Raw genomic sequence first — 20,127 nt, forward strand, 5'->3', positions numbered from 1 at the left:
CACAGAGTCGCCGTGCCGCACAGACCTCAGATCAGACGGAGCGGGTGGCTACCAGGTCGCAGAGGGTGTCGAGGGCTTCCCGGCCGGGGCCTTCGGGCAGGGTGCTGAGGAGCTTGCGGGCGTCGGCGGCGCGGCGGCGTACGTCGTCCTCGGCTTGCCGGAAGGACGGGTGGGAGCGGAGGAGGTCCAGCGTCTCGGACAACCGTGCGTCGTCGGAGAGGTCGGAGTCCAGCAGCTCCAGCAGACGGGCGTCCGTGGGATCGGTGGGATCTGCCTGGGCGCGGAAGATCAGCACCGGAAGCGTCGGCACGCCTTCGCGCAGATCCGTGCCAGGTGTCTTGCCGGACTGGTCGGACTCCGACGCGATGTCGAGCAGATCGTCGGCGAGCTGGAAGGCGACGCCGATCTCCTCACCGAACGCCCGTAGCGACTCCTGCACGTCCTCCGACGCGCCGGAGTACCGGGCGCCGAACAGGACGGAGGTCGCGATCAGCGAACCGGTCTTGTCAGCGACCACCGACAGGTAGTGCTTCAACGGGTCCTGGCCTTCGCCGACCCCCATCGTCTCGCGGATCTGGCCCTCGACCAGCCGGCCGAAGGTCCGGGCCTGGATCCGGACCGCTTCCGGCCCGAGGTCCGCGACCAGGTCCGACGCGCGCGCGAACAGCCAGTCCCCGGAAAGGATCGCGACCGAGTTGTCCCAGCGGGCGTTCGCAGTGGACGAGCCGCGCCGCAGCGCCGCCTCGTCCATCACGTCGTCGTGGTGCAGCGTCGCGACGTGCGTGAGCTCGACGACGACCGCCGCCTTCACCACCTCGTCCGACGCGACGTCAGCGCCGAACTCGGCCCCGAGCAGCACCAGCAGCGGGCGGAATCGCTTGCCGCCGGCAACCATCACGTGCTGCGCGGCCGCAGTGACGAACGGCGCCTCGGACTGGGTCGCATCGAGCAATGCCTGCTCGACCCGTTCCAGGCCGGCACGAACCCGGGACTCGAGGGCCGCGTCGGCGAACTCGAATCCCAGGCTCTCGGCCGGCAGCGGGGTCGGACTCAACGGATGAACTCACCAGCTCGGGCCGCCAGGTCGAGCACCGGTCCGGGAACCAGACCGAGCACCACCGTGGCAGCAAGACCCAGCGCGACCGCCGAGGTGGTCTGCCAACCGGGCAGCGCCACGTCCGGCGCGTCGGCCGGCAGGTCGGAGAAGAACATCAGCACGATCACGCGGACGTAGAAGAACGCCGCGACCAGGCTCGACAGTACGGCGACGACGACCAGCGGCCACGCGCCACCCGTCCACGCCGCGCTGAAGACCGCCCACTTGCCGGTGAAGCCCGCGGTCAGCGGGATACCGGCGAACGACAGCAGGAAGAAGGCGAAGATGCCCGCCAGCAGCGGCGACTTCTTCCCCAGCCCCGCCCAGCGGGACAGGTGGGTCGCCTCACCGCCGGCGTCGCGCACCAGCGTGACGACGGCGAACGCGCCGATGGTCGGGAAGCCGTACGCGACCAGGTAGAACAGCACCGCCTGGGTCGAGGTGATCCCGTTGTGTACGCCGCTGCCGACCTGCGCGAGGCCGACGAACGCGGTCAGCAGGAAGCCTGCGTGCGCGATCGACGAGTACGCGAGCATCCGCTTCACGTCGGTCTGCGTGATCGCGACGATCGAACCGACCACCATGGTGAGGATCGCGACGATCCACATCATCGGCGCCCAGTCCCAGCGCGTCCCGCCGAGGGCGACGTAGAAGACCCGCATCAGACCGACGAACGCGGCGATCTTGGTGCAGGCCGCCATGAAGCCGGTGACCGGCGTCGGGGCGCCCTGGTACACGTCCGGCGTCCACGAGTGGAACGGCACGGCGCCGACCTTGAACAGCAGACCGACCCCCAGCAGGCCGGTGCCGGCCAGCAGGATCGTGTCGCCACCGGTCTGGGTCGACAGCGAGTCCGAGATCCCGCCGAGCGACATCGTGCCGGCGTATCCGTACAGCAGAGCGATGCCGAACAGCAGGAACGCCGACGAGAACGCACCGAGCAGGAAGTACTTCATCGCCGCTTCCTGCGAGATCAGCCGGCGACGACGCGCCAGGCCGCAGAGCAGGTACAGCGGCAGCGAGAAGACCTCGAGCGCGACGAACAGCACCAGCAGGTCGTTCGACGCGGCGAACAGCATCATGCCGCCGACCGCGAACAGGGTCAGCGGGAAGATCTCGGTGTGCTCGATCCGGGCCGCCGTACCCTCCCGCTCGGCCTCGGAGCCCGGTACGGCGGCCGCCTGGCCGGCGAACGCGGACAGGCCGCCGTCGATCGACCGCTCGGCGAACAGCAGCACGCTGATCAGCGTCAGCGCCAGCAGGATGAGCCAGGTGAACAGCGCGGGGCCGTCGACCGAGATCGCACCCTGCGCCGCGATCAGTTCCTTGTTGTCGTTCATCAGGATGCCGGTCAGGACCCCGGACACGACCACGGCGACCACCGTGATCGCCAGCTGCACCAGGTGCCGCAAGGGCCGCGGCAGGAACGCCTCGACCAGGACGCCGACGCACGCCGCACCGAAGACGACGAGCAGCGGAGCCAGCTCGTTGTACTCGATCTTCGGCGCCGTGAAGTCCGCCAGCGGCAGCAACAACGCGCTCACTTCTGTCCCTCCGTCGCGGGGATCTCCGGGGCCGGGTCGGTCACGCCCACATGCTGCATGGTCGCCTCGACCGCAGGCTTGATGATGTCGACGATCGGCTTCGGGTAGATACCCAGGCCGATGATCAGGATCACGAGCGGCGCGATCGCGAGCAGCTCACGCGGGTTCAGGTCTTTCAGTTTCCCGATCCCGTCGCGGACCGGTCCGGTCATCGTGCGCTGGTACATCAGCAGGATGTACAGCGCGGCCAGCACGATACCGACCACCGCGATCACCGCGATCGCCCGGTGCCTGCTGAAGGTGCCGGCCAGCACCATGAACTCGGAGATGAACGGCGACAGGCCGGGCAGCGCCAGGCTGGACAGGCCGGCGAACAGGAACGTTCCGGCCAGCACCGGCGCGACCTTCTCCACCCCGCCGTAGTCGGCGATCCGGGCGGACCCGCGTCTGTGCACGAGGTACCCGGCGACCAGGAAGAGTGCCGCGGTCGAGAGACCGTGGTTGAACATGTACAGCGTCGACCCGGTCAGGCCCTGGGACGTCAGCGCGAAGATACCCATCACGATGAAGCCGAAGTGCGAGATCGAGGTGTACGCGATCAGCCGCTTGATGTCGGTCTGGCCGATCGCCAGCAGCGCGCCGTACAGGACCGAGATCAGCGCCAGCACCAGGACGACCGGGGTGGCCCACTGGGACGCGTTCGGGAACAGGCCCAGGCAGTACCGGATCATCCCGAAGGTGCCGATTTTGTCCAGGATGCCGACCAGCAGGACCGACGTACCCGGCGTCGCCTCACCGGCCGCGTCCGGAAGCCAGGTGTGGAACGGCACCATCGGCGCCTTCACCGCGAACGCGAACATGAAGCCGAGGAACAACCAGCGCTCGGTGTTCTGGCTCATGTCCAGCTTCATCATGTCGCTCAGCAGGTACGACGGGGTGCCCTGCTTGGCCGAGACGACGTACAGACCGACGACCGACGCCAGCATCAGCAGACCGCCGAGCAGCGAGTACAGCAGGAACTTCACCGCGGCGTACGAGCGCTGCGGACCGCCGAAGCCGCCGATCAGGAAGTACATCGGGATCAGCGTGGCCTCGAACAGCACATAGAAGAGGAACACGTCGGTGGCGGCGAACACGCCGATCGACAGTGCCTCCAGGCCCAGGATCCAGGCGAAGAACGACTTCTCCGACCAGCGGCCGTTCTGTGCGTCGTTCCAGGACGCGATGATCACGACCGGCGACAGCAGCGCGGTCAGCACCAGCAGTACGACGCTGACACCGTCGAGGCCGAGCGCGTAGTGCGCGCCGAAGGCCTTGATCCAGGTGTACGTCTCGGCGTAGTCCTCGGCGCCGTTGCGGTGGTAGCCGATCGCGACGATCGCGGTCAGCACCAGCGTGACGAGCGAGAACCCGAGCGCGATCTGCTTGGCCAGCAGGCCTTTCGCCTTGGGCACCAGCATCGTCGCGATGGCCCCGACGAACGGCAGCAGGAGTAACAGGGTCAGCCAACCGATGTTCACGACAACCTCACCGCGAGGAGGGCGACGACCACGAATGCGGCGCCGAAAACCATGCTGAGTGCGTACGAACGGACGAAGCCCGTCTGGACGCGGCGGAGCCGGCCGGACAGTCCGCCGAACAGTGCGGCCAGGCCGTTGACCAGGCCGTCGATGCCCCGGTTGTCGAACCAGACCAGGGTCCGGGTCAGGTACTGGCCCGGGCGCATGAACAGAGCCTCGTTCAGCGCGTCGCCGTACAGGTCACGCCGCGCGAACGTGGTGATCGGCGATCCGGCCGGCGCCTCGCGCGGGATGTCCCGGCGGTACATCAGCACCGCGATCGCGATGCCGGCGGCAACGACCGCGAGCGTGATCACGGTCATCACCGTGGCGCTCAGCGGAGTGTGCTCCTCCTCGCGACCGACGATCGGGCCGAGCCAGCCGACGATCCAGTGGCCGGCGAAGTACAGCGTGCCGCCGGCGAGGGAGAGCGCGGCCAGGATGATCAGCGGCCACGTCATCACCTTGGGCGACTCGTGCGGGTGCACGTCGTCGTCCCAGCGCTTCTGGCCGAAGAACGTCATCATCATCACCCGCGTCATGTAGAACGCGGTGATACCGGCGCCGAGCAGCGCGCACAGACCGATCACGACGTTGTGCCCGAACGCGGCCTCGATGATCTTGTCCTTGCTGAAGAAGCCGGCGAACGGCGGGACGCCGAGGATCGCGAGGTAACCGAAGCCGAACGTCACGAAGGTGATCTTCATCGCCGTCCGCAGGCCGCCGTAGTGGCGCATGTTCACGTCGTCGTTCATGCCGTGCATGACCGATCCAGCGCCGAGGAACATGTTGGCCTTGAAGAAGCCGTGCGTGAGCAGGTGGAAGATCGCGAACACGTACCCGACCGGGCCGAGGCCGGCGGCCAGCATCATGTAGCCGATCTGGCTCATCGTCGAACCGGCCAGCGCCTTCTTGATGTCGTCCTTGGCGCAACCGATGATCGCACCCGCGAGCGCCGTCACCGCACCGACGATCACCACGGCGGTGGACGCCGCGTCGGACTGCTCGAAGATCGCGTGCGAGCGGACCACCAGGTAGACGCCCGCGGTGACCATGGTCGCCGCGTGGATCAGCGCCGACACCGGGGTCGGGCCTTCCATCGCGTCCAGCAGCCAGGACTGCAGCGGCACCTGCGCGGACTTACCGCAGGCGGCCAGCAGCAGCATCAGGCCGAGCAGCGTGGCCCAGGTCTTCGACAGGTGCTCGGCGCCGGCGTTCACGGTGGCGAAGGCGGACGAGCCGAACAGCGCCCACATGCTCATCACCGCGAGCGAGAGGCCGATGTCACCGACCCGGTTCACCACGAAGGCCTTCTTCGCGGCGACCGCTGCCGACGTCTTGTACTGCCAGAAGCCGATCAGCAGGTACGACGCCAGACCGACGCCCTCCCAGCCGACGAAGAGCAGCAGGTAGTCGGCCGCCAGCACCAGCAGCAGCATCGCGGCGATGAACAGGTTCAGGTACCCGAAGAACCGCCGCCGGCGCTCGTCGTGCTCCATGTAGCCGATCGAGTAGATGTGGATCAGCGAACCCACACCGGTGATCAGCAGCACGAACAGGATCGACAGCGGGTCGATCAGCAGCGTGAAGTCGACCGTGATGTGGCCGACCGAGAACCACTCGAACAGCTGGACCGTTTCGGACCGCTCGCCGACGGCCCTGCCGCGCATCTGGAAGAACAGCACGACGCCGAAGGCGAAGGAGATCAGCGGCGCCAGGGTGCCCAGCAGGTGACCCCACGCGTTGGTGGCCTTGCCACCGAGCAGCAGGATCGCCGCGGACACCGCCGGTACCGCGATCAGCAGCCACGTCAGCTCATGACTCATCGGTGCTTACCTCAGTACTTGAGCAGGTTGGCGTCGTCGACCGAGGCCGAGCGACGGGTGCGGAAGATGGCCATGATGATCGCCAGTCCGATCACGACCTCGGCCGCGGCCACCACCATCACGAAGAAGGCGGCGATCTGACCGTCGAGGTTGCCGTGCAGGCGGGCGAAGCTGACGAACGCGAGGTTGGTCGCGTTCAGCATCAGTTCGACGCACATGAAGACGACGATCGCGTTCCGGCGTACCAGCACGCCGAGCGCGCCGATACTGAACAGGATCGCCGCGAGCACGATGTACGGCTCGGTGCTCATTTCTGGTCCTCCTGCCGGAAGGTCGTGTCGGTGCTCTCCGCCTCGGGCGGGTACAGCTCGCCCTGGTCGAGCTTGCGGACCTCGTCGATGTCCGCGCGCTCCTCGGTTTCGGGGAACACGGTGCCACGTGCCTGCAGCACGCGCGAAACCGAGGTCGGTGCGATCGACCCGTCCGGCAGCAGCGCCGGCGTGTCGACGGCGTTGTGCCGGGCCAGCACACCGGGGGTCGGCAGCGGACCCGGGTGGATGCCCTGCTCGGCGTACTTGCGGATCCGCTCCTCGGCGTGGTCGCGCTGGGTGCGCTTCTTGGTCAGCCGCTCGCGGTGGGCCAGCATCATCGCGCCCATCGCCGCGGTGATCAGCAGCGCGGAGGTGACCTCGAACGCCCAGACGTACTTGCCGAACAGCAGCGCGGCGATCGCCTTCGGGTTCCCGTCCGGCTGCGCGTCGGCCAGCCCGGTCGGGTGCCCGAACGTCGCGTTGCCGATCGCGGCGAGCAGCAGCACGCCGAACGCGATGAACGCGATCGAGGCCAGCAGCCGCTGGCCGCGGATCGTCTCCACCAGCGAGTCGGACGCGTCGACGCCGACCAGCATCAGCACGAACAGGAACAGCATCAGGATCGCGCCGGTGTAGACGATGATCTGTACTGCGAACAGGAACGGCGCGTCCTGGGCGGCGTACTGCACCGCGAGGCAGACCATCACGGTCGCCAGCAGCAGCGCGGAGTGCACCGCCTTGCGGACCAGCACCATGCCGATCGCGGCCAGGATCATCACCGGAGCCAGCAGCCAGAACGCGACCTGCGGTCCGGTAACCAGGGTGATCACTTCGCGTCACTCCCCTCGGCCGGTACGGCGGCACCGGTCAGACCGAGGTAGTAGTCCTTCTCGGTCGCGCCGAGCTGCATCTCGTGCGGCGGCTCCTGCATCCCCGGGAGCAGCGGCGCCAGCAGGTCCTTCTTCTCGTAGATGAGGGACTCGCGGCTGGTGTCGGCCAGCTCGTACTCGTTGGTCATCGTGAGCGCCCGGGTCGGGCAGGCCTCGATGCACAGACCGCAGAGGATGCAGCGCAGGTAGTTGATCTGGTAGACGCGCCCGTACCGCTCACCCGGCGACATCCGGCCGCCCTCGGTGTTGTCGGCGCCCTCGACGTAGATCGCGTCCGCGGGGCAGGCCCAGGCGCACAGCTCACAGCCGATGCACTTCTCCAGCCCGTCCGGCCAGCGGTTCAGCTGGTGCCGGCCGTGGAAGCGCGGTGCGGTCGGCTTCTTCTCGAACGGGTACTGCTCGGTGAACACCTTCCGGAACATCGTCCGGAAGGTGACCCCGAACCCGGCTACCGGGTCCCAGAGGGACTCTTTGACACTAGCCACGGCTGCCTTCCTTGCTCCGGGTATCAGTCTCGCTTCGGCCCGCCGTGCCGGCGAGCGGTGGGGGGACCGGGAAGCCACCGGCGAAGGCGTCGAACTCCTTGCCGTCGGCAACCTCAGGCGGGTTGTCGTCCTTCGGCTTCTGCGGGACGAACATGCTGACGATCGCGATCACCAGCACCACTGCGGCCGCGACCAGCAGCGTCGTCCGGCTGAAGTTGGTCTCCCGGCCGACCGCGCGAACGGTGGCGACCAGCAGGATCCAGGCCAGCGAGATCGGGATCAGGATCTTCCAGCCGAGCTTCATGAACTGGTCGTAGCGCAGCCGCGGCAGCGTTCCGCGCAGCCAGATGTAGAAGAAGATGAAGCCCATCAGCTTGCCCATGAACCACAGCACCGGCCAGTAGCCGGAGTTCGCGCCGTCCCAGATCGAGATCGGCCACGGCGCCCGCCAGCCGCCCAGGAACAGCGTGGTGGCCAGCGCGGACACGGTCGCCATGTTGATGTACTCCGCCAGGAAGAACATCGCGTACTTGATCGAGGAGTACTCGGTCAGGAAGCCGGCCACCAGCTCGCCCTCGGCCTCGGGCAGGTCGAACGGCGCCCGGTTGGTCTCGCCGACCATCGAGATCACGTAGATCACGAACGACGGGAACAACAGGAACGCGTACCACCCGGGCAGCGGGATCGCCGCCCCGAACCAGTGCACGGTCTGGTGCGACTGCGCCGCCACGATCTCCGAGGTGGACATCGAGCCGGCGAACAGGAACACGGTCACCAGGGCCAGGCCCATGCCGACCTCGTACGAGATCATCTGCGCGCTGGAGCGCAGGCCGCCGAGCAGCGAGTACGTCGAGTTCGACGACCAGCCGCCGAGCACGATGCCGTAGATGCCGATCGAGGCGACCGCCATCACGTACAGCACCGAGACCGGCAGGTCGGTCAGCTGCAGCCGGGTGTAGGTGTCGGTCCAGGGGATCCGCACCGTCGGCCCGAACGGAATCACCGCGAAGGTGAGGAAGGCGGGGATGGCGACGATCGCCGGCGCCAGGATGAAGACCAGCCGGTCGACGCCCTTCGGCATCAGGTCTTCCTTGAGCATCAGCTTCACGCCGTCGGCCAGCGACTGCAGCAGACCGAAGGGTCCGTGCACGTTCGGCCCGATCCGGTGCTGCATCCGGGCCACGACCCGGCGCTCCCACCAGATGTTGAACAGCGTCAGCACAACCAGGAAGACGAAGATGAAGAGGACCTTGATGAGGATGACCCACCAAGGATCGTGCCCGACCCCCGCATCCGGCACGGCAAGTGGGATTGTCATGCGTTCCCTCCGGCGATCGTCACGATCGAGCCATGGTCTGCGTGCAGTGACCGGCGGACGTGGGAGTCGGCCGAGTTGGTCGGCAGCCAGACCACGTTGTCGGTCATCGGGGTGATCACGACCGGCAGCCGGATGCTCCCGGCGTCGGTGCTGACCACCAGCTCGTCCCCGTCGGCGACACCGACCCGGTGTGCGGTGGTGAGCGAGATCCGCGCGACCGGCGTACGGGCGGTCGCGGTCAGGTGCGGCTCACCGTCGCAGGCCCGGCTGTCGTCGATCAGCATCCGCCAGGTCGCGAGCCGGGTGGAGTCGAACGCACCGAGCGCCGGAGCGGCCTGGTACGTCGGCTCCTGGGCGCGGTCGCCGTCCCAGCGGCCGAGCTCGTCGTACTCACGCTTCGCGCCTTCCGGCGTGCTGAAGCCGATCGAGCGGCCCATCTCCTGCGCCAGCGCGGCCAGCGCGCGGACGTCCGGCATCGCGGTCGGCACCTTGAGCACGACCGGGAACGACCGCTCGCGGCCCTCCCAGTTCACGAAGGTGCCGGACTTCTCCACCGGCGGTACGACGGGGAAGACCACGTCGGCGTACTCGGTCACCTGGGAGTTGCGGACCTCGAAGCTGACCACGAACGGCGCCGCCTCGAGCGCGGCCAGCGCCGCGGCCGGGTCGGGCAGGTCGTCGATCTCGACACCCGCGACCACCAGCGCCTGCAGCGATCCGGCCGCGGCGAGGATCTCGGTCAGGTCCTTGCCGGTCTCGGCCGGCAGGTGCTCCACGTCCCACGCGGCCTGCAGGTCGACCCGCGCCTGCGGGTCGCTCACCAGCCGGCCACCGGGCAGCAGACCCGGCAGGCAGCCGGCCTCGAGCGCACTCCGGTCACCCGCACGGCGCGGGATCCAGGCCAGCTGCGCACCCGTGTCGAGCGCCAGCCGCAGCGCGGCCGAGTACCCGCCCGGGACGCTCGCCAGCCGCTCGCCGACGACGATGATCGAGTCCGCGCCGAGCGCGGCCCGGGCCGCGGCCCCGGCCTCACCGGCGTTGCCGAGATCACCGAGTACGGCGGCCTCGGTGCCCGGCGACGTCAGCACCACGACGCCGTCGAGCTTCTCGATCCCGCGCGAGCGGTGCGCCGCGACCGTGAACACCTTGGTCCCGTGCGTCCGGACGCCCTTGCGGACCCGGAGGAAGACCGACGGTGCCTCTTCCTCGGGCTCGAACCCGGCGAACAGCACCGAGCCGGCGTTCTCCAGGTCGGTGAACGTCGTCCCCAGGCCGGTGCCGGCCACCGCGGCGGCGAGGAAGTCCGCCTCCTCCGCGGAGTGCGGACGGGCCCGGAAGTCGATGTCGTTGCTGCCCAGCGCGACCCGGGCGAACTTCGAGTACGCGTAGGCGTCCTCGAGGGTCAGCCGGCCACCGGTCAGCACCGCCGCGTTGCCGCGGGCCGCGTTCAGCTTCTCGGCCGCGAAGCTCAGCGCCTCCGGCCAGGACGCGGGCCGCAACTGGCCGTCCTCGCGGATCATCGGGTGGGTCAACCGGTCGCCGGTGTACGCGTACTGGAACGCGAACCGGTCCTTGTCGGAGATCCACTCCTCGTTGACCTGCGGGTCGTCACCGGCCAGCCGGCGCATCACCTTGCCGCGCCGGTAGTCGATCCGGATCGCCGCACCGGACGAGTCGTGCTCGGCCACCGACGGCACCGACACCAGGTCGAACGGCCGCGAGCGGAAGCGGTACGCCGCACTCGTCAGCGCACCGACCGGGCAGATCTGGATCGTGTTGCCGGAGAAGTAGCTCTCGAAGGGCTCCTTCTCGTAGATGCCGACCTGCTGCAGCGCACCGCGCTCGACCAGCGCGATGAACGGGTCACCGGCGATCTGCTCGGAGAACCGGGTGCAGCGCGCACAGAGGATGCAGCGCTCGCGGTCCAGCAGCACCTCGGCGGAGATGTTGATCGGCTTCGGGTAGGTCCGCTTGACCTCGTGGAACCGGCTCTCGCCGCCACCGTTGCTCATCGCCTGGTTCTGCAGCGGGCACTCGCCGCCCTTGTCGCAGACCGGGCAGTCCAGCGGGTGGTTGATCAGCAGGAACTCCATGTTCCCGTGCTGCGCCTTGTCGGCCACCGGCGAGCTCACCTGGGTGCGGATCACCATGCCGTCGGCCACCGTCAGCGTGCAGGACGCCTGCGGCTTCGGCATACCGCGGCCGTTCCCCGCGTCGGTGACCTCGACCAGGCACTGCCGGCAGGCGCCGACCGGGTCGAGCAGCGGGTGGTCGCAGAACCGCGGGATCTGGATGCCGATCTGCTCGGCGGCCCGGATCGCCAGGCTGTTCTTCGGAACCTTGACCTCGATGTCGTCGATGGTCACGGTGACCAGGTCGGTCCGCTCCACCTCCGACCCGGCCGGCGGGTTCGCTTGGATCGTCATGCGCTAGCTCCAGCGGTCGCGAAGACAGTGCTTGCCATCGGGTCGAACGGGCAGCCGCCGTTCTCGAAGTGCGCCAGGTACTCGTCCTTGAAGTACTTGATCGAGCTGGTGATCGGGGCGGTCGCACCATCGGCCAGCGCGCAGAACGAGCGGCCGGTGATGTTCTCGCACAGGTCCAGCAGCGTGACCAGGTCCTCCTCGGTGCCCTTGCCCTGCTCCAGGCGCTCGAGGATCTGCACCAGCCACCACGTGCCTTCACGGCACGGCGTGCACTTGCCGCAGGACTCGTGCTTGTAGAACTCGGTCCACCGCAGTACGGCGCGGACCGCGCACACCGAGTCGTCGAAGATCTGCAGGGCCTTGGTGCCGAGCATCGACCCGACCGACCCGACGCCCTCGTAGTCCAGCGGTACGTCGAGGTGCTCGGCGGTCAGCAGCGGCGTGGACGAACCGCCCGGCGTCCAGAACTTCAGCGTGTGGCCCTCGCGGACACCGCCGGCGAGGTCGATCAGCTCGCGCAGCGTGATACCCATCGGGGCCTCGTACTGCCCCGGGCGGGTGACGTGCCCGGACAGCGAGTACAGCGTCATGCCCTTGGACTTCTCGGTGCCCATCGAGCCGAACCAGTCCGCGCCGTTCTTGATGATCGCGGGAACCGACGCGATCGACTCGACGTTGTTGATAACAGTGGGGCAGCCGTACAAGCCCGCGACCGCGGGGAACGGAGGACGCAGACGGGGTTGACCGCGACGTCCTTCGAGCGAGTCCAGCAGCGCCGTCTCCTCGCCGCAGATGTAGGCGCCGGCGCCGGCGTGCACGACCACGTCGAGGTCGTAGCCGGTGCCGAGGATGTTCTGGCCGATGAAGCCCGCGTCCTTGGCCTCCTGCACCGCCTGCTGCAGTCGGCGGATCACGTGCAGCACTTCACCGCGCACGTAGATGAAGGCGACCGAGGCGCGGATCGCGTACGACGCGATGACGACGCCCTCGACCAGCGTGTGCGGCGAGGCCATCATCAGCGGGATGTCCTTGCAGGTGCCCGGCTCGGACTCGTCCGCGTTCACCACGAGGTACTTCGGCTTCGGGTTGTCCTGCGGGATGAAGGACCACTTCATCCCGGTCGGGAAGCCCGCGCCGCCACGGCCGCGCAGACCGGAGTCCTTGACAGCGGCAACGACATCGGCCGGCTGCATACCGAGCGCCGTCCGGAGGGCGTCGTACCCGCCGGTGCGCTGGTACGACGCCAGCTGCCAGGCGTTGATCTGGTCCCAGTTGTCGGACAACACCGGGGTCAGCGTGTCGGCCATGGTCAGCCCTCCTTCGGGGTGTCGGAGCCGTTCGGGGCGGTCCAGTTCCGCTCGCGGGCGAGCCGGAGACCGGCCAGCGAGGCCTTGCCGCCGGTCGGGCCCTCGTCGGCGCGACCGTCGGAGAAGCCGGCCAGCACGCGCTCGGCCTCGCGCCAGGTGCAGATCGTGGCGCCGCGCGGCGACTTGACCTCGGTGCCCTCGCGCAGGTCATCGACCAACTGGGTGGCCGACTCCGGCGTCATGTCGTCGAAGAACTCCCAGTTCACCGTCATCACCGGCGCATAGTCGCAGGCGGCGTTGCACTCGATGTGCTCGAGGGTGATCTTGCCGTCCTCGGTCGTCTCGTCGTTGCCGACGTCGAGGTGCTGCTTGAGCCGGTCGAAGATCAGGTCGCCGCCCATCACCGCGCACAGCGTGTTGGTGCAGACGCCGACGTGGTAGTCGCCGACCGGGCGGCGCTTGTACATCGTGTAGAAGGTCGCCACCGCCGACACCTCGGCGCCGGTCAGCCCGAGCAGCTCGGCGCAGACCTCGATGCCTTCCGGGGTGACCCGGCCCTCGACCGACTGCACCAGGTGCAGCATCGGCAGCAGCGCCGACTGGGCCTGCGGGTACCGCGCCATGATCTCGCGCATCTCCGCGATCGTGGCGTCGGTGATCTTCGAGTCGCCGGTGCTGTAGGGCACCGGCGTATCGGTAGCAGTCGTGTGGTTCTCGGCCATTTAGCGGTCCACTCCACCCATCACCGGGTCAAGGCTGGCGACGGCGACGATCACGTCGGCGACCTGGCCGCCCTCGCACATGATCGGCATCGCCTGCAGGTTTGCGAAGGACGGGTCACGGAAGTGCACCCGGTACGGCTTGGTGCCGCCGTCGGAGACGACGTGCGCGCCGAGCTCGCCGCGCGGCGACTCGATCGCCACGTAGGCCTGGCCGGCCGGGACCCGGAAGCCCTCGGTGACCAGCTTGAAGTGGTGGATCAGCGCTTCCATCGACTCGCCCATGATGTGCTTGATGTGGTCGAGCGAGTTGCCCATCCCGTCGGCGCCGACGGCCAGCTGGCTCGGCCAGCCGATCTTCTTGTCGGCCACCATCACCGGCTGGCCTTCCATCTTCTCCAGCCGGTCGGCGCACTGCTCGACGATCTTCAGCGACTCGTGCATCTCCTGCAGCCGGACGCGGAACCGGCCGTACGAGTCCGAGCTGTCCCAGGTCGGTACGTCGAAGTCGTAGGTCTCGTAACCGCAGTACGGCTGGCTCTTGCGCAGGTCCAGCGCGTAACCGGTCGAACGCACCGTCGGGCCCGAGATGCCGAGTGCCATGCAGCCGGCCAGGTCGAGGTAGCCGACGTTCTGCAGCCGCGCCTTGAAGATCGGGTTGGCGTTGCAGAGCTCGGCGTACTCCTTGAGGTGCTTGTTCATCCAGGTGATGTACTCACGGATCTTGTCCAGCGCACCCGGCGGCAGGTCCTGCGCGACACCGCCCGGCCGGATGAACGCGTGGTTCATCCGCAGGCCGGTGATCAGCTCGAACAGGTCCAGGGTCTTCTCACGCTCGCGGAAGCCGATCGTCATCACGGTCAGCGCGCCGATCTCCATACCGCCGGTGGCGATGCAGACCAGGTGGCTGCTGATCCGGTTGAGCTCCATCAGGAGCACCCGCATCACATTGGCCTTGTCCGGGATCTCGTCCTCGATCCCGAGCAGCTTCTCGACCGCGAGGCAGTAGGCGGCCTCGTTGTAGAACGGCGACAGGTAGTCCATCCGGGTGACGAACGTGACGCCCTGCACCCAGGAGCGGAACTCCATGTTCTTCTCGATACCGGTGTGCAGGTAGCCGATGCCGCAGCGGGCCTCGGTCACCGACTCGCCCTCGAGCTCGAGGATCAGCCGGAGCACGCCGTGCGTGGACGGGTGCTGCGGGCCCATGTTGACGACGACGTGCTCTTCCGGCTCGTCACCGAGACCGGACACGACCGAGTCCCAGTCCTGGCCGGTGACCGTGAAGACCTTGCCCTCGGTGGTGTCCCGGGTGGTCGCGTACGGGTCTGTTGTGGTCATTAGTTGTACGACCTCCGCGTGTCGGGCGGTGGGATGACAGCGCCCTTGTACTCGACATCGATACCGCCGAGCGGGTAGTCCTTGCGCTGCGGGTGACCCGGCCAGTCGTCGGGCATCTGGATCCGGGTCAGCGCCGGGTGTCCGTCGAAGACGATGCCGAAGAAGTCCCAGGTCTCCCGCTCGTGCCAGTCGTTGGCCGGGTAGACCGAGACGATCGACGGGACGTGCGGGTCCGCGTCCGGCACCGACACCTCCAGCCGGATCCGGCGGTTGTGGGTGATCGACAGGAAGTGGTAGACGGCGTGCAGCTCGCGGCCGGTCTCCTCGGGGTAGTGCACCCCGCTGACACCGGAGCAGAACTCGAACCGCAGTGCCTCGTCGTCGCGCAGGTGCCGGCAGACCTCGACCAGGTGCTCGCGCTTGATGTGCAGGGTCAGCTCGTTGCGGTCGACGACGACCTTCTCGATCGCGCCGTCACCGACCAGCCCTTCGAGGCGGTCGACGGCGCCGTCGAACCAGGAGCCGTACGGCTTCGGCGTACTGCCCGGCAACGCGATCTGGCGCTTCAGCCGGCCGAACCCCGAGGTGTCACCGGTACCGCGGACACCGAACATGCCCTCGCGCTGCTCGATGACCTCGGCCTGCGGCGTCTGCGCGTCGCTGGCGGCCGACGTCGCCGGCAGGTTCTCCGGTTGGGTGTCGCTCATCGGAGCAAGCCCTTCATCTCGATCGTCGGCGCGGCGACCAGGGCCGCGGCCTCCTGCTCGGTCTGCAGCGCCTTCTTGTGCGCGCCGAGCTTCATGTGCTGGATCTGGTCGTGGATCTTCAGGAACGCGTCCAGCAGCATCTCCGGCCGCGGCGGGCAGCCGGGCAGGTACATGTCGACCGGTACGACGTGGTCCACGCCCTGGACGACCGCGTAGTTGTTGAACATGCCGCCCGACGACGCGCACACGCCCATCGCCAGCACCCACTTCGGGCCGGGCATCTGGTCGTAGATCTGGCGCAGCACCGGGGCCATCTTCTGGCTCACCCGGCCGGCCACGATCATCAGGTCGGCCTGCCGCGGCGACGCCCGGAAGACCTCCATGCCGAACCGGGCGGCGTCGTACCGCGGCGCGCCGGTCGTCATCATCTCGATCGCGCAGCACGCCAGCCCGAAGGTTGCCGGCCACAACGACGCCTTGCGCATATAGCCCAGCAGGCCTTCGACCGTGCTCAGCAGTACGCCGGCAGGAAGCTGTTCTTCAAGACCCATGTCAGTCCCACTCCAGTCCGCCACGACGCCATACGTAGGAGTACGCGATGAAGACGGTGACGATGAAAATGACCATCTCGATCAGCCCGAACAGCGCCATCTGGTCGAAGGCGACGGCCCAGGGGTAGAGGAAGACGATCTCGATGTCGAAAACGATGAACAGCATCGCGGTGATGTAGTACTTCACCGGGAAGCGCCCACCGCCGACCGGCTGTGGGGTCGGCTCGATGCCGCACTCGTAGGAGTCCAGCTTGGCCCGGTTGTAGCGCTTCGGGCCGACCAGCGCGCTCACGGTGATGCTGCCTGCGACGAAGAGCGCCGCGAGCACACCAAGAGCGAGAATCGGTGTGTAGGGGTGCATCGCTGGGTGCTCCCTCCTTCAGCCGGTTGATTCAGTCGATCGGGTCAGCCCAGTTACCAGGACTGTGTTATCAGTACCGCTGTGGCTCGGCTCACTCGCCCCGCCGGTCAGGCTGCCGGGGCGAGCTTCGTGAGACCGTTGATGATCTTGTCCATCACGTCCCCGTCGCGCGGGTCGGTGAGGTTCGCGAGCAACTTCAAGGTGAACTTCATCAGCGTGGTGCGCGGCAGACCGTACTTCGTGCACAGCCGCATCACCTCCGGATTTCCGATCAGCTTCACGAAGATCCGGCCGAGCGTGTAGTAGCCGCCGTACTCCTGCTTCAGCGCCTTCGGGTACGCCGTCAGCGCGCGTTCGCGCTGATTCGGCTGCCGGCGCAGTGCCTGGGCGGCGACCTCGGCGGCGAACGCCCCGGACTCCATCGCGTACGGGATGCCCTCGCCGTTGAACGGGTTGACCATGCCGCCGGCGTCGCCGAGCAGCATCAGGCCGCGGGTGTAGTGCGGCTGCCGGTTGAAGCCCATCGGCAGCGCCGCGCCGCGGATCGGGATGGTCTGGAACTCGTCGCGGAACTGCCACTCGTCCGGCGTGACCTTCAGCCACTGCTTCAGCAGGTCGGCGTAGTCGACCTTGCCGAACGCCTCGGAGGTGTTCAGGATGCCGAGGCCGACGTTGACCGTGCCGTCGCCCATCCCGAAGATCCAGCCGTACCCGGGCAGCAGCACCCGGCCGCCGGGCTGCTTCGGGTCGTCGGCCCACAGCTCCAGCCAGGACTCGAGGTAGTCGTCGTCGGTCCGCGGGCTGGTGAAGTACGTCCGCACGGCGACACCCATTGGCCGGTCGTCGCGCTTGTGGATGCCCATCGCGATGCTCAGCCGGGACGAGTTGCCGTCGGCCGCCATCACCAGTGGCGCCCGGAACTCGATGTCGGCGCCGGCCCGGCGGCCGTTGTCGTCGACCGGCTTCGCGGTGACGCCGACGATGAAGCCGCGGTCGTCGAGGATCGGGGCCCCGACGTTGGTCCGCTCCCGCAGCCGCGCCCCGGCCTTCACGGCCTGCCGGGCCAGCATGTCGTCGAAGTCCATCCGGTTGCGGGTCAGGCCGTAGTTCGGGTGGCTGGACAGGTCCGGCCAGTCGAGCTGCAGCTGGTGCCCGGCGCCCTGGATCCGCAGACCGTAGTTGCGGATCCAGCCGGCCTCTTCGGAGATGTCGATGCCCATGTTGATCAGCTGCTTGGTGCCGCGCGGGGTGAGCCCGTCACCGCACACCTTCTCCCGCGGGAACGCGGTCTTCTCCAGCAGCAGTACGTCGAGTCCGGCGTTCGCCAGGTGGTACGCCGCCGCTGATCCGGCGGGCCCGGCTCCGACGACGATCACATCGGCGGTCTCCACCTGCTGCGCGCTCGGCACGCTCTGGCTCATCTCGATTCCTGGCCTGGCTGAGGGGGCTGGTGCGCTCGTGAATCGCTTCACGAGCACTCGTCACTTGACAGTCTAGGACTGCCTGACGCGGACACGAAACTCGCCCCAACCCCCTTGCAGGCAAGCAAATTACGCTTAAGTTCCGTTGCGTAATTAAACGGCCGTGCTTTTGCTCCGGGACGGCTTCACTCCGCGATGGATGGCGACCAGGCCGCCGGTCAGGTTGCGCCACTGGACGTGGGTCCAGCCCGCCTCCTGGATGGTCCGGGCCAGGGGTTCCTGCGGGAGCCACGCGCGGGTGGACTCGGCCAGGTACTCGTACGCCTCGGGGTTGCTCGAGACCACCTTCGCGACGGCCGGTACGGCGCGCATCATGTACTCGAGGTACACGACCCGGAACGGCTTCCAGGTCGGATGTGACTGCTCGAGTACGACCAGTCGCCCGCCGGGGCGGGTCACCCGGAGCATCTCCTTCAGCGCGACCGTGACGTCGTTCACGTTCCGCAGCGCCCACGAGATCGTCACCACGTCGAAGGTGTCGTCGGTGAACGGGAGGCGGAGCGCGTCACCGGCGATCAAGTCGAGTTCGGGGTGCCGGCGCTTGCCCACCCGGAGCATGCCGACCGAGAAGTCGCACGACACCACCTCGGCGCCGGCCTCGCGGAGGTTGATGCTCGACGCACCGGTCCCGGCGGCCAGGTCGAGGATCTTCATCCCCTTCCGCGGTGCGATCTCCTTGAAGGTCTCCGGTCGCCAGTAGTGCTTCTCCAGACCCATCGTCGCGACCGCGTTGGTCCGGTCGTACCCCTCGGCCACGTTGTCGAACATGGCCGCCACGGCATGCGGTTCTTTACTCAGGTCTGCCTTCGTCACCTGTCTAGTTCATCACGGGTGAGGCGGTCCGCCGGTGGGCAGGCATACGCTTGCATCTCGTGAGTACATCTCTTGGGAGCCGTCCGGCCGCCGCACCCCGGGGCCGCAGCGCGTGCGAGGAGTGGTCCCGTGAGTTTGTCTGAGCCGGTTCGCCACCAGGCTCCGCGCCTGGTGGTCCGCAGCCAGGTGGTCGACGATGTGTCCGCGCACCTGCTGGACCATCTGCCCGCCGAAGGGGGACTCGCCTGGGTCCGGCGGGGCGACGGCCACGTCGGCTGGGGCGTTGCCGCCCGGCTTGATGTTGCCGGTGGCAACCGCTTCCAGGACGCGATGCGCTGGTGGCAGGAGCTCACGTCGGCGGCGGTGGTGCGCGACGACGTCGGCGTACCGGGGTCCGGACTGGTCTGCTTCGGATCGTTCGGCTTCACCGACCAGGACCCGAGCATTCTGGTCGTCCCCGAAATCATCGTCGGCCGTCGCGCCGGCACCACCTGGGTGACCACGGTCTCGCCGGCCAGCTCACTGGCCGCAGCACCCGAGCTGGTCACCCACAAGCCGTCCCCGGTGTACGACGTGACGTTCGCGGACGGCGCCCGGACCGGAACCGACTGGTCGAGCATCGTCGCGGAGGCCGTACGCCGGATCACCGGCGGCGAGCTCGACAAGGTGGTGCTCGCCCGCGACCTGATCGCGATCGCGGCGCAGCCGATCGATCTGCGCTGGCCGCTGCACCGGCTCGCCACGTCGTACCCGAACTGCTGGACGTTCTCCGTCGACGGCCTCATCGGCGCGACGCCGGAGCTGCTCGTACGCCGGGAGAAGGGCCTGATCACGTCGCGCGTGCTCGCCGGCACGATCCGCCGTACCGGGGACGACGCGCACGACCTGGCACTGGCCGCGTCGTTGGCCCGGTCGTCCAAGGACCTCGAAGAGCACGAGTACGCCGTCCGGTCGGTCGCCGACGCGCTCGAGCCGCACTGCAAGTCGATGAACGTGCCCGAGACGCCGTTCGTCCTCCACCTGCCGAACGTGATGCACCTCGCGACTGACGTCGCCGGCGTCGCGAACAACGGCGCGTCCGCTCTGGGTCTGGCTGCAGCGCTGCACCCTTCCGCGGCGATCTGCGGTACGCCTACGCCTGTCGCGCGCGACCTGATCGGTGAGATCGAGGGCATGCAACGCGGACGCTTCAGCGGGCCGGTCGGATGGATGGACGCTGCCGGTGACGGCGAGTGGTGCATCGCGCTTCGATGTGGCCAGGCCGACCCGGAGAACCCGCGCCGCATGCGCTTGTTCGCCGGGGCCGGGATCGTCGCCGGCTCCAACCCGGACGCCGAACTGGCCGAAACGAACGCCAAGCTGGTACCGATGAGAGACGCGCTAGGAGATTGA

The 20,127-nt window shown here is 68.2% G+C and carries 18 protein-coding genes; 1 reads left to right on the top strand and 17 read right to left on the bottom strand.

The annotated features are described in order from the left end of the window. Nucleotides 1–31: 31 nt before the first annotated feature. The 17 genes from EV653_RS34545 to EV653_RS34625 form a co-directional block, all read right to left on the bottom strand. Nucleotides 32–1,054, bottom strand: a complete 1,023-nt coding sequence (locus tag EV653_RS34545; protein ID WP_134109543.1) for a polyprenyl synthetase family protein — start codon at nucleotides 1,052–1,054, stop codon at nucleotides 32–34. After that, on the bottom strand, nucleotides 1,051–2,640 hold the full coding sequence (gene nuoN / locus EV653_RS34550) for an NADH-quinone oxidoreductase subunit NuoN (RefSeq protein ID WP_134109545.1): 1,590 nt from the start codon (nucleotides 2,638–2,640) through the stop codon (nucleotides 1,051–1,053). Before nuoN ends, EV653_RS34545 begins: the two co-directional genes overlap by 4 nt. After that, nucleotides 2,637–4,160 carry an NADH-quinone oxidoreductase subunit M gene (locus tag EV653_RS34555; protein WP_134109547.1) on the bottom strand — a complete coding sequence of 508 codons (1,524 nt, stop codon included), beginning with the start codon at nucleotides 4,158–4,160 and terminating at the stop codon, nucleotides 2,637–2,639. The genes nuoN and EV653_RS34555 overlap by 4 nt, the downstream gene beginning before the upstream one ends. Beyond that, the gene (gene nuoL, locus EV653_RS34560) at nucleotides 4,157–6,025 is read right to left on the bottom strand and encodes an NADH-quinone oxidoreductase subunit L (RefSeq protein ID WP_134109549.1); all 1,869 of its coding nucleotides are present in this window, start codon (nucleotides 6,023–6,025) and stop codon (nucleotides 4,157–4,159) included. Before nuoL ends, EV653_RS34555 begins: the two co-directional genes overlap by 4 nt. A gap of 11 nt (nucleotides 6,026–6,036) precedes the next feature. Further along, complete coding sequence (gene nuoK, locus EV653_RS34565) at nucleotides 6,037–6,336, bottom strand: NADH-quinone oxidoreductase subunit NuoK (RefSeq protein ID WP_134109551.1); 300 nt, start codon at nucleotides 6,334–6,336, stop codon at nucleotides 6,037–6,039. Beyond that, a complete protein-coding gene (locus tag EV653_RS34570) occupies nucleotides 6,333–7,166 on the bottom strand; it encodes an NADH-quinone oxidoreductase subunit J (RefSeq protein ID WP_134109553.1) in 834 nt (277 codons plus the stop codon). The genes nuoK and EV653_RS34570 overlap by 4 nt, the downstream gene beginning before the upstream one ends. Further along, complete coding sequence (gene nuoI / locus EV653_RS34575; RefSeq protein WP_134109555.1) at nucleotides 7,163–7,711, bottom strand: NADH-quinone oxidoreductase subunit NuoI; 549 nt, start codon at nucleotides 7,709–7,711, stop codon at nucleotides 7,163–7,165. The genes EV653_RS34570 and nuoI overlap by 4 nt, the downstream gene beginning before the upstream one ends. Then, nucleotides 7,704–9,029, bottom strand: coding sequence for an NADH-quinone oxidoreductase subunit NuoH (nuoH, locus tag EV653_RS34580; RefSeq protein WP_134109557.1), 1,326 nt, complete (start codon nucleotides 9,027–9,029; stop codon nucleotides 7,704–7,706). The genes nuoI and nuoH overlap by 8 nt, the downstream gene beginning before the upstream one ends. Then, nucleotides 9,026–11,455, bottom strand: coding sequence for an NADH-quinone oxidoreductase subunit G (locus EV653_RS34585; RefSeq protein ID WP_134109559.1), 2,430 nt, complete (start codon nucleotides 11,453–11,455; stop codon nucleotides 9,026–9,028). The genes nuoH and EV653_RS34585 overlap by 4 nt, the downstream gene beginning before the upstream one ends. Next, complete coding sequence (gene nuoF, locus EV653_RS34590) at nucleotides 11,452–12,762, bottom strand: NADH-quinone oxidoreductase subunit NuoF (protein ID WP_134109561.1); 1,311 nt, start codon at nucleotides 12,760–12,762, stop codon at nucleotides 11,452–11,454. The genes EV653_RS34585 and nuoF overlap by 4 nt, the downstream gene beginning before the upstream one ends. A gap of 2 nt (nucleotides 12,763–12,764) precedes the next feature. Further along, the gene (gene nuoE, locus EV653_RS34595) at nucleotides 12,765–13,484 is read right to left on the bottom strand and encodes an NADH-quinone oxidoreductase subunit NuoE (protein WP_134109563.1); all 720 of its coding nucleotides are present in this window, start codon (nucleotides 13,482–13,484) and stop codon (nucleotides 12,765–12,767) included. Next, entirely contained in the window at nucleotides 13,485–14,822 is a 1,338-nt protein-coding gene (locus EV653_RS34600) for an NADH-quinone oxidoreductase subunit D (protein WP_134109565.1), read from the bottom strand. It lies immediately after the preceding gene. Continuing rightward, nucleotides 14,822–15,529, bottom strand: a complete 708-nt coding sequence (locus EV653_RS34605; protein ID WP_134109567.1) for an NADH-quinone oxidoreductase subunit C — start codon at nucleotides 15,527–15,529, stop codon at nucleotides 14,822–14,824. Before EV653_RS34605 ends, EV653_RS34600 begins: the two co-directional genes overlap by 1 nt. Beyond that, nucleotides 15,526–16,080, bottom strand: coding sequence for a NuoB/complex I 20 kDa subunit family protein (locus EV653_RS34610; protein WP_130441831.1), 555 nt, complete (start codon nucleotides 16,078–16,080; stop codon nucleotides 15,526–15,528). The genes EV653_RS34605 and EV653_RS34610 overlap by 4 nt, the downstream gene beginning before the upstream one ends. Before the next feature lies 1 nt (nucleotide 16,081). Then, complete coding sequence (locus EV653_RS34615; RefSeq protein WP_130441833.1) at nucleotides 16,082–16,441, bottom strand: NADH-quinone oxidoreductase subunit A; 360 nt, start codon at nucleotides 16,439–16,441, stop codon at nucleotides 16,082–16,084. A 107-nt stretch (nucleotides 16,442–16,548) separates the two neighbouring features. Continuing rightward, nucleotides 16,549–17,862 (bottom strand): geranylgeranyl reductase family protein, encoded by a 1,314-nt coding sequence (locus EV653_RS34620; protein ID WP_134109569.1) that lies wholly within the window; start codon nucleotides 17,860–17,862, stop codon nucleotides 16,549–16,551. A 153-nt stretch (nucleotides 17,863–18,015) separates the two neighbouring features. Continuing rightward, a complete protein-coding gene (locus EV653_RS34625) occupies nucleotides 18,016–18,735 on the bottom strand; it encodes a demethylmenaquinone methyltransferase (RefSeq protein ID WP_134109571.1) in 720 nt (239 codons plus the stop codon). 129 nt (nucleotides 18,736–18,864) lie between these two features. On the opposite strand from EV653_RS34625, the gene EV653_RS34630 reads away from it, so the two are divergent. Then, nucleotides 18,865–20,127, top strand: coding sequence for an isochorismate synthase (locus EV653_RS34630; RefSeq protein ID WP_134109573.1), 1,263 nt, complete (start codon nucleotides 18,865–18,867; stop codon nucleotides 20,125–20,127).

This window comes from Kribbella pratensis, from assembly GCF_004365355.1.
Classification (GTDB): Bacteria; Actinomycetota; Actinomycetes; order Propionibacteriales; family Kribbellaceae; genus Kribbella.